The sequence below is a fragment of the Isoptericola sp. GX10416 genome (genome assembly GCF_056590155.1).
In genome coordinates this window covers 145,372-158,491 of sequence record NZ_JBWPVO010000005.1, presented here as the reverse complement: position 1 = coordinate 158,491, position 13,120 = coordinate 145,372, and the positions used below count along the sequence as shown (strand labels likewise).

The following is a 13,120-nucleotide window of genomic DNA, read 5'->3' as shown; positions in this document are numbered from 1 at the left end:
CCCTACTCTGACGGGAGCGATGACAGGTTTGTCTGGTTCTTGACGGGAGAGACACATGACGACGACACGCGAGACCGAAGGCGCCGGGTCCGGTACGCACGACGGCACGCTCGCGTCCGTCTCCGAGATCTCCACCGGTCCGGACCGGCTGACCCCGCGCCAGCGAAGGGTCCTCGAGACGATCCGCGCCTCGGTCGAGAGCCGCGGTTATCCACCGACGATGCGGGAGATCGGCGAGGCCGTCGGCCTGGCCAGCCCGTCGTCGGTCAAGCATCAGCTCACCACGCTCGAGCGCAAGGGATACCTGCGCCGCGACCCTAACCGTCCGCGGGCGATGGAGGTCGTGGACCCCTCGGCGGGCAACGGAGCGGCCTCCACCGCGGGCTCACCGGTCGCGTCGTCGAGCCTGCCGACCCCGGACGGGTCCGAGAGCGAGGTCGCGACGCCGTCCTACGTGCCGCTCGTCGGTCGTATCGCCGCCGGTGGGCCGATCCTGGCCGAGCAGGTCGTCGAGGACGTCTTCCCGCTCCCCCGCCAGGTCGTGGGTGACGGTGAGCTCTTCCTGCTCAAGGTCGCGGGCGACTCGATGATCGACGCGGCCATCTGCGACGGGGACTGGGTGGTGGTCCGTCGCCAGAACGTCGCAGAGCAGGGTGAGATCGTCGCCGCGATGCTGGACGGCGAGGCCACGGTCAAGACGTTCAAGCAGACCGGCGGTCACACCTGGCTGATGCCCCAGAACTCCGCGTACGACCCGATCTCCGGGGACGAGGCACAGGTCCTCGGCCGGGTGGTCGCCGTCCTGCGCAGCCTGTGACCTCGACGCGCTGCGGCTAGAGCCCGAATCGCTGCTGCACCGACCGCACGCTCGCGGCCGACGATCGGAGGCCGGCCACCTCCTGCTCGGACAGCGGGGTGTCGACGACGGTCGTCGCGCCCCGGGCATCCACCAGCGTCGGCAGGGACAGGCACACGTCCCTGATCCCGTGGAAGTCCTCGATCCGGGTGGAGACGGGCATCACACGGTGCTCGTCGTTGAGCACCGCCTCCACGATCCGCGTCGCGGCGAGCCCGACCGCGTAGTTGGTCGCCCCCTTGCCGGCGATCACGCGGTACGCGGACTCGACCACGTCGCGCGCGATCACCTTCCGGGTGGCGTCGTCGAGCGGCGGGCGGCCCGGGAGCGCCTCCCACTCCAGGAGCGGCACCCCGGCGATGCGGGCGGAGCTCCACAGCGCGATCTCGGAGTCGCCGTGCTCGCCGGCGATGTAGGCGTGCACGTTCGCCGTCGCCACCCCGCAGTGCTGTGCGAGCGCCCCGCGCAGGCGTGACGAGTCGAGCACCGTGCCCGAGCCGAAGACCCGCTCGGGCGGCAGCCCGGAGATCTGCTGTGCCGCGTACGTCACGACGTCGACCGGGTTGGTCACCATCAGGAAGATGGCGTGGGGCGCGACCTCGAGGAGGCCCGGGAGGATCTTGCGGGTCAGCGAGATGGTCGCTTCCGCGAGGTCCAGTCGAGACTGTCCCGGCCGCTGCTTCGCTCCAGCGGTGACGATCACGACGTCGGCGCCGCGGCACACCTCGACGTCGTCCGAGCCGATCACCTCGGCCTGGGGGACGAACATCCCGCCGTGCTGCAGGTCGAGCACCTCGGCCTCGACCTTGGCCCGGTTGACGTCCAGGAGGGCGACCGTCCTGGCGGTACCACGCGCCAGCGCCGTGAAGGCGAGGGTGGCCCCCACCGCACCGGCACCGACGACGGCGATCTTGGTCCTGCTGCGAGGTGCTGTCACCCGGTCAGCCTAGGTCGCGCCCGTGCGGGGCGCTACGCGAGCCGCCGGAGCGCGGAGCGCACCAGCTCGGTGTCGGTCGTGCGCCAGAAGTCCGGCATCGACCGTGTCAGGAACGTGCCGTAGCGTGCGGTGACGAGCCGGGGGTCGAGCACGGCCACCACGCCGCGGTCGTCAGTCGACCGGATGAGGCGGCCCGCGCCCTGGGCGAGCAGGAGCGCCGCGTGGGTCGCGGCCACCTGCATGAACCCGTTGCCACCGGCCTGCTCGACGGCTCGGGCACGTGCCGCCTTCACGGGGTCGTCCGGTCGCGGGAACGGTACCCGGTCGATGATCACGAGCCGACAGGCGTCACCCGGCACGTCCACCCCCTGCCACAGCGACAGCGTGCCGAACAGGCAGGTCGCCGGGTCGGCCGCGAACTGCTGCACCAGGGTGGGCAGCTGGTCGTCCCCCTGGCAGAGCACCGGGACGTCCAGCCGTTCGCGCATCGCCTCGGCGGCGGCCGTGGCCGCCCGCCGGGACGAGAACAGCCCGAGCGTCCGACCCCCGGCCGCCTCGACGAGTCCCGCGATCTCGTCCAGCTGGGCCTCGGTCGTCGGCTCGCGCCCCGGGGCGGGCAGATGCTTGGCCACGTAGCAGATGCCCTGCTTGCGGTAGTCGAACGGGCTGCCCACGTCCAGCCCACGCCAGACGGCGTCGTCCTCGCCCGTCGAGGCCGCGAGGCCGAGGGACCGGGCGACCGGGTCGAACGTGCCGCCGAGGGCCAGCGTCGCCGACGTGAGCACACCGGTCCGCTCGCCCAGGAGCTGGGTGCTGATCAGTCCCGCGACCGCGAGCGGCGCGGCGTGCAGCCGGCCCACCCCGTCGCCCCACGGCGCGTCGGCCGGGGGGCGCGAGCACCACAGCACGTCGGCGCTCGTGTCTTCCGCCGCCATGCGCTCGGCGACCTCGAACAGCTGTGTGAGGGCCGACTGCGCCATCTTCAGGCCGGCGTCCGGCTCAGCCCCCCGATCCGGCTTGACGTCGCTCAGGAGCGTCCGGGCGGCGTCGCGGACCGCTTCGACCGCGGTCTGCAGCTCGCCGGGCAGGCCCTGCGAGTAACGCTCCGCCGGGACCCGCGCGAGGACCTCTGCCAGCGACCGTGCGGCGGCGTCGAGGTCGTCGGTCAGCGTCCCGCCGTGCTGGCGCACGAGCCGGGCGGCGTGCTCCACCGTGCCTCCGGACAGGTCCACGGTCGCCGCCGCCGTGATCCGGTCGGCCAGCTCGTGCGCCTCGTCTACCACGAGCACGTCGTGCTCCGGCAGCACGTTGGTGTTGCCGGACGCCGCGATCCCGAGCATCGCATGGTTGGTCACCACGACGTCGGCCTCGCGCGCGGTGTTCCGCGCCTGCTCCCCGAAGCACTCGTCGATCAGGGGGCAGCGCTGCCCGAGACATTCCAGCGACGTCACGGACACCTGCCGCCAGGCCCGGTCCGGCACGCCCGGGACCAGGTCGTCCCGGTCACCGGTGTCGGTCTCCTGGGCCCACTCGTGCAGCCGCCGGACGTGGTCGGCCAGCCGCGCGCCGTCGTCGGACCGGCCCCGTGGCGCCGCCGCGGGGTGCTGCTCGGCCGACGAACCCTCGCCAGGGCCGGGGTCGGCCGGGAGGTCGAACAGCGTGGCGCCGTCGACGGGATAGCCGCCGGTGACCTTGTGCCGGCAGAGGTAGTTGTGCCAGCCCTTGAGCAGCGCGACGCGCGGCGGCCGTGCCAGCCGCGGCGCGACGGCGTCGGCGACCAGGGGGAGGTCACGGGTGATCACCTGACGCTGCAGCGCGAGGGTCGCGGTGGAGACCACGACGCGCTCGCCGGCCGTGACGGCGTGCCGGACGGCGGGTACCAGGTACCCGAGAGACTTGCCCGTGCCGGTGCCCGCCTGGACGAGGAGGTGCCGACCGGACTCCACGGCGTCGGTGACCGCCTCGGCCATCCGGTCCTGGCCCTCGCGCCGCGACCCGCCGAGGGCCGCCACGGCGAGGTCGAGGAGCTCGGTGACCTCGGGCGGCTGCTCGGCGGGTTCTGCGGACGAGGCGGACGAGTTCACCGGACGATCCTACGGGCGCGGGAGGCGCCGCGGGTGCCCGGTCCACAGCACACGGACGACGGCGGCCGCCCGGCTCAGAGCGCCACGCCCTCCAGCTCCGCGGCGAGCGCCGCGTCGACCCGGCCGCGCAGGCGCGTGCCGTCGGCGAGGTGCTCCTCCCCGGCGAGCTCGCCGTTCTCGTGGACCCGGTGGACGAGGTCGCCGCGCGAGTACGGCACCACGAGGTCGATCTCGACCGCGGGGCGCGGCAGCGTGTCGGCGATCAGCGCGCGGAGCTCGGCGATGCCCTCGCCCGAGTGCGCCGAGACCACCGCCGTGCGGCGTTCCCTGCGCTGGATGCGGCCCACGACCGTCGGGTCGGCCACGTCGGCCTTGTTGAGCACCACGACCTCGGGCACGTCGTCCATGCCGGGGATCTCCGCGAGCACCTCCCGGACGGCGTCGATCTGGCCCTCCGGGTCCGGGTGGGAGGCATCGACGACGTGCAGCAGCAGGGCGGCGTCGCCGACCTCCTCGAGCGTGGACCGGAACGCCTCGACGAGCTGGTGCGGCAGGTGCCGGACGAACCCGACGGTGTCGGCGTAGGTGAAGACGCGGCCGTCCTCGGTCCGGGACCGGCGAACGGTCGGGTCGAGGGTGGCGAACAGCGCGTTCTCCACGAGCACCCCGGCGCCCGTCAGCGCGTTGAGCAGCGACGACTTGCCGGCGTTGGTGTAGCCCGCGATCGCCACGTTCGGGATCGCGTGCCGCTTGCGGTCGTGCCGCTTGGTCTCCCGGGCGGGTGCCATCGCCGCGATCTCCCGGCGCAGCTTGGCCATGCGGTTGCGGATGCGGCGGCGGTCGAGCTCGATCTTGGTCTCACCGGGTCCGCGCGAGCCCATGCCGGCTCCCGCCCCGCCGACCTGGCCACCGGCCTGCCGGGACATCGACTCGCCCCAGCCGCGCAGACGCGGCAGGAGGTACTCGAGCTGGGCGAGCTCGACCTGCGCCTTGCCCTCCCGGGACTTGGCGTGCTGGGCGAAGATGTCGAGGATCAGGGCGGTGCGGTCGACCACCTTGACCTTGACGATGTCCTCCAGCGCACGCCGCTGGGACGGCGCGAGCTCGGTGTCGACCACGACGGTGTCCGCGCCGGACGCCGCCACGATCTCGGCAAGCTCAGCGGCCTTGCCGGAGCCGAGGAACGTGCCGGGGTCGGGCTTGGCGCGCTTCTGCAGCAGTCCGTCGAGCACCTGGGAACCGGCCGTCTCGGCGAGCGCCGCGAGCTCGCGCAGGGAGACGTCGGCCTCGCGTGCCGCGGCCTCGCCACCCGGGAAGAGCCCCACGAGCACGACCTTCTCGAGGCGCAGCTGGCGGTACTCGACCTCGGTGACGTCGTCGAGCTCGGTCGAGAGGCCGGCGACGCGCCGCAGCGCGGCCCGCTCGGCGAGGTCGAGCTGGTCCCCGTCGTGGGCGGCGTGGACCGTCGTGCCCTCGGCCCGAGCGGTCCCGGCCCGCGCCAGCACCCGCGCGACGACGTCGTTCGCGATCGACTGCGCGTCACGGGACGCGCTCGGTCCGGTGGCGGCGGTGGTCTGTTCGGGATCGGTCGGGATGTGGGTCAAGACGGTCCTCTCCATGGGGTACGTGGGTGCAACAAGGATCCCACGCGGATTCGTCCCGGCCGAAGGGATTTACGATGCGTGCGTGAGCGACCACTACTTCACGGCCGAGCCGGCCTCCGACGCCGAGCGACGGCTGGTCGCCGTCGACCTGGCGGGCACCGCCACGCAGGTCGAGGTGGCGGGCGGCATCTTCTCTCCCGGCGGCCTCGACAAGGGCACCCGGGTGCTGCTCGGCGAGGTCCCGGCGCCGCCGGCGGGCGACCTGCTGGACCTCGGCTGCGGCTGGGGCCCCATCGCCCTCACGATGGCGCTGCGGGCCCCCGGCGCGACGGTGTGGGCGGTGGACGTCAACCTCCGTGCGCTCGACCTGGTGCGCCGCAACGCGGAGCGGCTCGGGGTCGCCGGGCGGGTCCGTGCCGTCACGCCGGACGAGGTGCCCCACGACGTCCGGTTCGCCGCCCTCTGGTCGAACCCGCCGATCCGGGTCGGCAAGCAGGTGCTGCACGACATGCTGCGCAGGTGGCTCCCGCGCCTGGTCCCGGGTGGTGCGCCGGGCGGGGCCTGGCTGGTGGTCCAGAAGAACCTCGGTTCCGACTCCCTGGCCCGCTGGATCGAGGCGGAGCTCGACCTGCCGACCGAACGGGTCACGTCGTCCAAGGGGTTCCGCGTCCTGCACTCCACCCGCTGACGAGCGCCCGGGTCCGGCCCGGAGCGGCGCAGGCTACAGCTCGACGTCTCCGCTGAAGACCAGCTCGGCCGGACCGGCGAGCTCGACGTGCCCGCCGTCGAGCAGCCGCACCCGGACCTCCCCGCCGGGGACCTCGACGAACCACGTGGTCGGGACCTCGTCGGGGTCGGCGGCCCCGTGCGCGGCCCAGGCACGGACCGCGAGCGCCGCAGCGCAGGCACCCGTGCCGCACGAGCGCGTCTCCCCCACGCCCCGCTCGTGCACGCGCATGCGCACCCGGCCGGCGGTGACGCCGTCGGGCATGGTCTCCTCGCCGAGCGGCACGACGAGCTCGACGTTGGTGCCGTGCGGCGGCAGGGGGTCGACGGCGGGTGTGCGGGTGAGGTCCAGCGCGTCGAGCTCCGCCGGCCGGGACAGGGCGACGACGGTGTGCGGGTTGCCGAGGTCCACGCTGAGCGCGGGGCGCGGGGCGTCCCATCCGGCGGTCATGACTGCTGCGTCGGCTCCGGACTCCACGGCCTCCTGGCCGCCGGGGTACGTCCACGGCCCCATGTCGACCGCGTACCAGCCGTTCGGCTCCCTGCGCACGCGCTTGACGCCACCGCGGGTGCCGAGAGCGAGCTCGTCGCCGCCGGACAGGTCGACCAGCCCGAGGCTCTCGGCGAAGGCGGCGAACACCCGCACCCCGTTGCCGCACATCTCGGCCGCCGTGCCGTCGGAGTTGCGGTAGTCCATGAACCAGATCGCGCCCGGCTCCTCACCGAGCACGGCGTCGGCCGTCGCCTCGCCGGCGCGGGCGAGCGCCGCCGTCGGAGCGAGGCGGATGACGCCGTCCGCGCCGATGCCCGCGCGGCGGTCCGCCAGGCGCCGCACCTGGTCCGGGGTGAGGTCGAGGTCTCCTCGGGTGTCGGCGACCAGGACGAAGTCGTTCTGCGTCCCGTGGCCCTTGGTGAAGCGCAAGGTCATGAGCCCAGACTACGGCGTACCGGTCCCTCGCCCGGCGGAGACAGCTCGCCGGCGTCGGCGGCCCGCACGACGGCGAGAGCCTCGTCGAGCAGGCTCCGCGAGCCCGCGTCGAGCCACCGGACGCGGGGGTCGCGGCCGAACCAGCCCATCTGCTTGCGGGCCAGCCGGCGTGTGTTGGCCACGACGTCCGCCCGCGCCTCGTCCTCGGTCCGCTCCCCGGCGAACCAGCGCAGCACCTCGGCGTAGCCGACCGCACGGGCGGCCGTGGCGCCGAGGCCGGGGCCGGTCCCGCCCTGGTGCGGCGCGGCGAGCGCACGCACCTCGTCGACCAGCCCCGCCTCCCACATGCGGTCCACGCGTCCCGCCACCCGGGTGTCGAGCGTCTCGCGGTCGCAGTCGAGGCCGATCTGGACGGCGGGTCGGACGTACTCCTGCCGGGGCAGGTTCGCGGTGTACGGCTGCCCGGTGATCTCGATGACCTCCAGCGCCCGGACGACGCGCCGCGTGTTCGCCGGGCCGATCGAGTCCGCGGCCGCCGGGTCGAGCCGGGCGAGCTCGGCGTGCAGGACGCGCCCACCCTCGGACTCGGCCCGTTCCTCGAACCTGGCCCGCACCACGGGGTCCGTGCCGGGAAAGTCCAGGTGGTCCAGCAGCGCACGCACGTAGAGACCCGACCCGCCCACGACGACGGCCCGTGCTCCTCGGCCGGCGACGGCGTCGAGGTCCGCCCGGGCGTCGGCCTGGTAGCGCGCCACCGAGGCGTCCTCGTCGGGGTCGAGGACGTCGACCTGGTGGTGCACGATCCCCCGGCGCTCGGCGAGCGGCACCTTCGCGGTCCCGATGTCCATGCCCCGGTAGAGCTGGAAGGCGTCCGCGTTCACGATCTCGGCGGCGACGGGCCGAGCGCCGCGGACGCCGTCGGACAACGCCTGCGCCAGGTCCAGCGCGAGGTCCGACTTCCCGGTGGCGGTTGGTCCTACGACGGCGACGATCACGGGTCCACGCTAGCCGCAGCAGCCCTTGACCTTGACCCTGGGGCAGGGGATCTGCTGGCCGTGGCCCGCGGGCGTTCGACGCCGTGCGCGCCGCCGCCACGCGAGACGCACGCCACCCGTCCGGCTCTCCCCGGGAGATCTACCTCGGCGGCGACCCGTTCCGCTGCCAGGTCGCCCCACGCTACGGCACCTGATCCCCCGGCCCGGGTTACGCTCCGCGGGTGCTGCTGCTGACCACCTTCGCCGTGAGCCTGCTGTCCGGGCTGGTGCCGGTCGTCAGCATCGAGGTCTACCTGGGCGGGCTGGCCGCAGCCACCGACGCCGCCTCCTCCCCCGGCCTCGTGGCCGGCCTCGCCGTGGCGGCCGGTGTCGGCCAGACCCTCGCGAAGGTGGCCTGGTACCTCGCCGCCGCGCGTTCGATGGAGTCTCCCCGGCTGCAGCGCAAGCTCGCCCAGGACAAGTGGCGTCGCGGGTTCGAGCGCTGGCGGCAGCGGGTCACCGGGCGCCCGGTCCTCACCGCGGCGGTGCTGCTCGCCTCCGCGGGCGTAGGCTTCCCGCCGCTGATGATCATCGCCGTCGTCGCCGGGTCGTTGCGGGTGCCGATGGCCGTCTACGTCCCGACGGTCCTCGTGGGGCGCACCGTGCGGTTCTGGCTGCTGCTCGCGGGCGTCGGCTGGTTCGCCGCGTCCGCGACCTGATCAGTCGGTGCCACCCCGCTCCAGGTGACCACGTCGTACCGGCCGGGCAGGTGGGGTCCGGCCGCGGTGACGGATCGTGTCGTCGCCGTCCAGCCACCGGCCCGGGCGAGCCGGTCCAGGACGGTCGCCACGGCCGGCGTGCAGGACGACGCTCCCTCGCCGCGCGGGTCGCCGCTCGCCACCAGCAGCACGTCGCAGGCGCTCAGCGCATCTGCCGCCCCGGCGAGCGACGCGTCGTCCGCGTCCGCCGCCAGCTCGACGACGAGCGCCTCCGCGGCGGCGTCCGCGCCGACGGCGTCGCCCAGGACGAGCTGCACGACCGAGGCGGGTACGCCACCCCGGCCGGCCACGGACCTTGCGGGCCACCGGTCGAGGCCCGGGACCCACCGGTCGGCGATCCCGGCGGCCCCCAGCGAGGGCCGGCGGCGCCCGACGGCGGTCCGGGTGGCGGGCGCGAGCACGCCCCACCGGGCCGGCCACGCCCCGTCCGGACCGACGGCCCTGACGAGCTCGTCCCGCACCGCCCGGCGCAACCGGTCGACGGGCCGCGCGAGACCGGCGGCGCCCGGTACGAGGAGGACGGTGGCGGGAAGGACCACGGCGTGGACGGGCACCGTCCCACGGTACCGGGCCGTGTAGCGTGGGCATGTGAGGTTCTTCGGATCACGTCGGGCCGCGAGGTCGTCCGCGCCATCGGTCTCCGAGGGCGGTGAGCCGGACCAGTTCCGCGCCGACGTCCGGAACGTCCTGCTCGCCGGACCGGTCGGCGACGCCGTGGGAGCCGTGCCCGGGCCGGTCTCCCGCGAACGCATCAGCGCATGGCTGGACCAGTCGGGGTTCACCTACTTCGTCGACACCGACGGCGACCTCGGCGGGCTGTGGCACGGCAGGCTCTTCTACTTCCTGCCGCTGGGCCCGGACGGCGAGGTGCTCCAGGTCCGCGGCCAGTGGCACCGCGAGGCGACCATCGAGCGGCTCGGCGAGGTGCTCGAGATCTGCAACGAGTGGAACGCCGAGCGCATCTGGCCCAAGACGTACGCGCGCGTGCGCGACGACGGCGCGATCGTCGTCTGCGCGGAGGTCACCGTCAGCGTCGAGCACGGCGCGAACGACGACCAGCTCGCCCAGCACCTGCAGTGCGGCCTGTCCACGTCGGCCATGTTCTTCGAGCACCTCGACGAGGTCTTCGGCGACCCGCTGCGGAGCGCACCGTGAGCGGCCCCCTGCGACGTGCCACGGACGCCGTCCTCCAGGCCGCCCGCCTGCGGGGCCGGGGCGGCCAGGGCGGCGCTCGCCCCTCGCTCCCGACACCTGTCTCCCTGGCCCGTGTGGGCAACGACCTGGCCCGGCGCGGCTACCGGTTCCGCACCGACGACGACGGCGACATCACCGGCACGTGGGACGGCAACCGCTTCTGGTTCCTCCTGCTGGGCGAGGAGTCCGAGATCCTCCAGGTGCGCGGCCGCTGGGCCGGCACGGTGCCGGAGTCCGCCCGCCCGGCCGTCCTCCAGGCGTGCAACGACTGGAACCGCGAGCGCATCTGGCCGAAGGTCTACACCCGCCCGGAAGGCGGCGGCCTGGCCCTCTACACCGAGGTCTCGGTCGACCTGGAGCACGGCGCGACGGACTCCCAGCTCGCGGAGACCGTGTCCTGCGGCCTGGTCACGGCCGCCCAGTTCTTCTCCAGCGTCGGTCCGCTGACGGACCCGTCCGCGCCCTCCTGACAGCTCGGGACGCTCAGCCGCGCAGCGTCGGCATGCCCAGCACCACGGGTCCGTCCGGCGCCGGGGCGCCGTGCGAGTGCTCGTCCCCGCCGCCACCGAGGCGCGCCCGCTCACGCCGCACCCACGCGTCACCGGACCGCGTGCGGCGCACGGCGTAGGTGCCGCCGTCGACGGCGGAGTCCGCGATGAGGTGGTGCGGCGCGGCACGCGTGACCTCGACCGTCACCATGTCGCCAGGACGCGGCAGCTGCGGGTCGAGCTCGGCCGGGTCGGCGAGGCGGGGGTCGTCGAGGCCGGCGGGCTGGTCGGCCGGGGTGTCGCCGTCGGCCACGGTTCCCGCCGGCAGCGCGAGGTGGACCAGCCGGTTGTCACGGGCCCGGCCGCTCAGGCGGTGCGTGGCGCCGTCCTTCTTGCCCGAACCCTCCGCGACCAGCACCTCGAGGGTGCGGCCCACCTGGCGGGCCGACTCCTCGCCGCTGATGCGCTCCTGCAGGGCGAGGAGCCGTTCGAACCGCTCCTGGACGACCTCCTTGGGGAGCTGGTCGTCCATCGTCGCGGCCGGGGTGCCCGGGCGGGGCGAGTACTGGAACATGTAGGCCGAGCCGAAGCGCGAGGCCTCGACGACCCGTAGCGTCTGGGCGAAGTCCTCCTCCGACTCGCCCGGGAAGCCCACGATGATGTCGGTGGTGATCGCGGCGTCGGGCATCGCGGCACGGACCCGGTCGAGGATGCCGAGGAACTTCTCCGACCGGTAGCTGCGACGCATCGCCCGCAGGACCCGGTCGGAGCCGGACTGCAACGGCATGTGGAGCTGCGGCATGACGTTCGGCGTCTCGGCCATCGCCTCGATCACGTCGTCGGTGAACGCCGCCGGGTGCGGGGAGGTGAACCGCACCCGCTCCAGGCCGTCGATCTCGCCGCAGGCGCGCAGCAGCTTGGCGAACGCGCCCCGGTCGCCGAACTCGACGCCGTAGCTGTTGACGTTCTGGCCGAGCAGGGTCACCTCGACGGCACCCGCGTCGACGAGCGCCTGGACCTCGGCCAGGACCTCGCCCGGGCGGCGGTCGCGCTCCTTGCCGCGCAGGTGCGGCACGATGCAGAAGGTGCACGTGTTGTTGCAGCCCACGGAGATCGAGACCCAGCCCGCGTACACGGACTCGCGCCGGGTCGGCAGCGTCGACGGGAAGACCTGCAGGGACTCGGCGATCTCGACCTGGGCGGACTCGTTGTGCCGGGCGCGCTCCAGCAGCACCGGCAGCGCGTCGAGGTTGTGGGTGCCGAAGACGACGTCCACCCAGGGCGCCTTCGTCACGATCTCGCCACGATCCTTCTGGGCGAGACAGCCTCCGACGGCGATCTGCATGCCGGGCCGGGCAGCCTTGAGGCTCGCGAGCTGGCCGAGGTTCCCGTACAGGCGGGTCGCGGCGTTCTCGCGCACCGCGCACGTGTTGATCACGACGACGTCGGCGTTGCTCGCGGCGTCGTCGGCGGCTGTCGCCCGGGAATATCCGGCCTGCTCGAGCATGCCGGCCATGTGCTCCGAGTCGTGCACGTTCATCTGGCACCCGAGGGTGCGGACCACGTATGTTCGGGCGCCGGGGTCCGGGAGCACGGGCGAGCCGGTGTGGTGCGGTGTAGGCATGGTGGTGGACATCGCCACCCAGGATACGGCGCCCGGACGTCGTTACCGATTCGTTGCCGACGCAGGACTCCCGATGCTGGTGAACGAAACTTCGACTGGTTAGGTTCATGGGATGGATAGCAGCGGATCGGCTCGCGCAGCGGGTGAGCACCTGGGTGCTCCGCTCGTCGAGCTCGAGCGAGTCAACAAGCACTTCGGTGACCTGCACGTGCTGCAGGACATCAACCTGACCGTGCGCAAGGGTGAGGTGCTCGTCGTCATCGGCCCGTCGGGTTCGGGCAAGTCCACCCTGTGCCGCGCGATCAACCGGTTGGAGACGATCGACGACGGCGACATCCGCATCGACGGAGAGCCGCTGCCCGCCGAGGGTCGCGACCTCGCCCGCCTCCGTGCCGACGTCGGCATGGTGTTCCAGGCGTTCAACCTGTTCGCCCACAAGTCGGTGCTCGAGAACGTCACCCTCGGGCCGCGCAAGGTACGCCGGGTCCCCAAGGCCAAGGCCGACGAGGAGGGTCTCGCGCTCCTCGACCGCGTCGGGGTCAAGAACCAGGCCGACAAGCTGCCGGCCCAGCTCTCCGGCGGTCAGCAGCAGCGCGTCGCCATCGCCCGCTCGCTCGCGATGCACCCCAAGGTCATGCTCTTCGACGAGCCCACCTCGGCCCTGGACCCCGAGATGATCAACGAGGTGCTCGACGCGATGGTCCAGCTCGCGCACGAGGGCATGACGATGATCGTCGTGACCCACGAGATGGGGTTCGCCCGCAAGGCCGCTGACCGCGTCGTCTTCATGGCCGACGGGCAGATCGTCGAAGAGGCCACGCCCGAGGAGTTCTTCACGAACCCGCGCAGCGACCGCGCCAAGGACTTCCTGTCCAAGATCCTCACCCACTGACTTCCCCACCCTGCACAACCGACGAAGGGAACAC

13 protein-coding genes are annotated in these 13,120 nt (G+C 73.5%); 6 read left to right on the top strand and 7 right to left on the bottom strand.

Translation table 11 applies throughout. The features are described 5' to 3' along the window. Positions 1-55 precede the first annotated feature (55 nt). Positions 56-817, top strand: coding sequence for a transcriptional repressor LexA (lexA, locus tag ACWAT2_RS10040; protein ID WP_402375271.1), 762 nt, complete (start codon positions 56-58; stop codon positions 815-817). A 16-nt stretch (positions 818-833) separates the two neighbouring features. Here the strand turns inward: lexA and ACWAT2_RS10035 are convergent, their stop codons facing one another. The 3 genes from ACWAT2_RS10035 to hflX all read right to left on the bottom strand — a co-directional run bounded on the left by ACWAT2_RS10035 (position 834) and on the right by hflX (position 5,481). Next, positions 834-1,793: an L-lactate dehydrogenase gene (locus tag ACWAT2_RS10035; RefSeq protein ID WP_402375273.1), complete on the bottom strand. Its 960-nt coding sequence runs from the start codon at positions 1,791-1,793 to the stop codon at positions 834-836. 32 nt (positions 1,794-1,825) lie between these two features. Continuing rightward, the gene (locus ACWAT2_RS10030) at positions 1,826-3,877 is read right to left on the bottom strand and encodes an ATP-dependent DNA helicase (RefSeq protein WP_402375275.1); all 2,052 of its coding nucleotides are present in this window, start codon (positions 3,875-3,877) and stop codon (positions 1,826-1,828) included. Positions 3,878-3,951: 74 nt separating this feature from the next. Continuing rightward, positions 3,952-5,481 carry a GTPase HflX gene (gene hflX, locus ACWAT2_RS10025; RefSeq protein WP_449768916.1) on the bottom strand — a complete coding sequence of 510 codons (1,530 nt, stop codon included), beginning with the start codon at positions 5,479-5,481 and terminating at the stop codon, positions 3,952-3,954. Between the two features lie 82 nt (positions 5,482-5,563). On the opposite strand from hflX, the gene ACWAT2_RS10020 reads away from it, so the two are divergent. Then, positions 5,564-6,169 (top strand): class I SAM-dependent methyltransferase, encoded by a 606-nt coding sequence (locus tag ACWAT2_RS10020; protein WP_402375279.1) that lies wholly within the window; start codon positions 5,564-5,566, stop codon positions 6,167-6,169. Between the two features lie 33 nt (positions 6,170-6,202). Here the strand turns inward: ACWAT2_RS10020 and dapF are convergent, their stop codons facing one another. Beyond that, a complete protein-coding gene (gene dapF / locus ACWAT2_RS10015; protein ID WP_402375281.1) occupies positions 6,203-7,135 on the bottom strand; it encodes a diaminopimelate epimerase in 933 nt (310 codons plus the stop codon). Beyond that, positions 7,132-8,130 carry a tRNA (adenosine(37)-N6)-dimethylallyltransferase MiaA gene (miaA, locus tag ACWAT2_RS10010; RefSeq protein ID WP_402375283.1) on the bottom strand — a complete coding sequence of 333 codons (999 nt, stop codon included), beginning with the start codon at positions 8,128-8,130 and terminating at the stop codon, positions 7,132-7,134. Before miaA ends, dapF begins: the two co-directional genes overlap by 4 nt. 221 nt (positions 8,131-8,351) lie before the next feature. Between miaA and ACWAT2_RS10005 the strand changes: the two genes are divergently transcribed. Next, on the top strand, positions 8,352-8,828 hold the full coding sequence (locus tag ACWAT2_RS10005; RefSeq protein ID WP_402375285.1) for a hypothetical protein: 477 nt from the start codon (positions 8,352-8,354) through the stop codon (positions 8,826-8,828). On the opposite strand, the gene ACWAT2_RS10000 is transcribed toward ACWAT2_RS10005, so the two are convergent. Beyond that, positions 8,741-9,442, bottom strand: a complete 702-nt coding sequence (locus ACWAT2_RS10000) for a hypothetical protein (protein ID WP_402375287.1) — start codon at positions 9,440-9,442, stop codon at positions 8,741-8,743. The genes ACWAT2_RS10005 and ACWAT2_RS10000 overlap by 88 nt on opposite strands. A gap of 34 nt (positions 9,443-9,476) precedes the next feature. Between ACWAT2_RS10000 and ACWAT2_RS09995 the strand changes: the two genes are divergently transcribed. Both ACWAT2_RS09995 and ACWAT2_RS09990 read left to right on the top strand, forming a co-directional pair. Further along, on the top strand, positions 9,477-10,043 hold the full coding sequence (locus ACWAT2_RS09995) for a YbjN domain-containing protein (protein ID WP_402375289.1): 567 nt from the start codon (positions 9,477-9,479) through the stop codon (positions 10,041-10,043). 47 nt (positions 10,044-10,090) lie between these two features. Beyond that, positions 10,091-10,552 (top strand): type III secretion system chaperone family protein, encoded by a 462-nt coding sequence (locus ACWAT2_RS09990; RefSeq protein ID WP_402375550.1) that lies wholly within the window; start codon positions 10,091-10,093, stop codon positions 10,550-10,552. A 13-nt stretch (positions 10,553-10,565) separates the two neighbouring features. Here the strand turns inward: ACWAT2_RS09990 and miaB are convergent, their stop codons facing one another. Next, on the bottom strand, positions 10,566-12,206 hold the full coding sequence (miaB, locus tag ACWAT2_RS09985) for a tRNA (N6-isopentenyl adenosine(37)-C2)-methylthiotransferase MiaB (RefSeq protein WP_402375291.1): 1,641 nt from the start codon (positions 12,204-12,206) through the stop codon (positions 10,566-10,568). A gap of 100 nt (positions 12,207-12,306) precedes the next feature. On the opposite strand from miaB, the gene ACWAT2_RS09980 reads away from it, so the two are divergent. Beyond that, a complete protein-coding gene (locus ACWAT2_RS09980) occupies positions 12,307-13,086 on the top strand; it encodes an amino acid ABC transporter ATP-binding protein (protein ID WP_402375293.1) in 780 nt (259 codons plus the stop codon). The last annotated feature ends 34 nt before the right edge of the window (positions 13,087-13,120 follow it).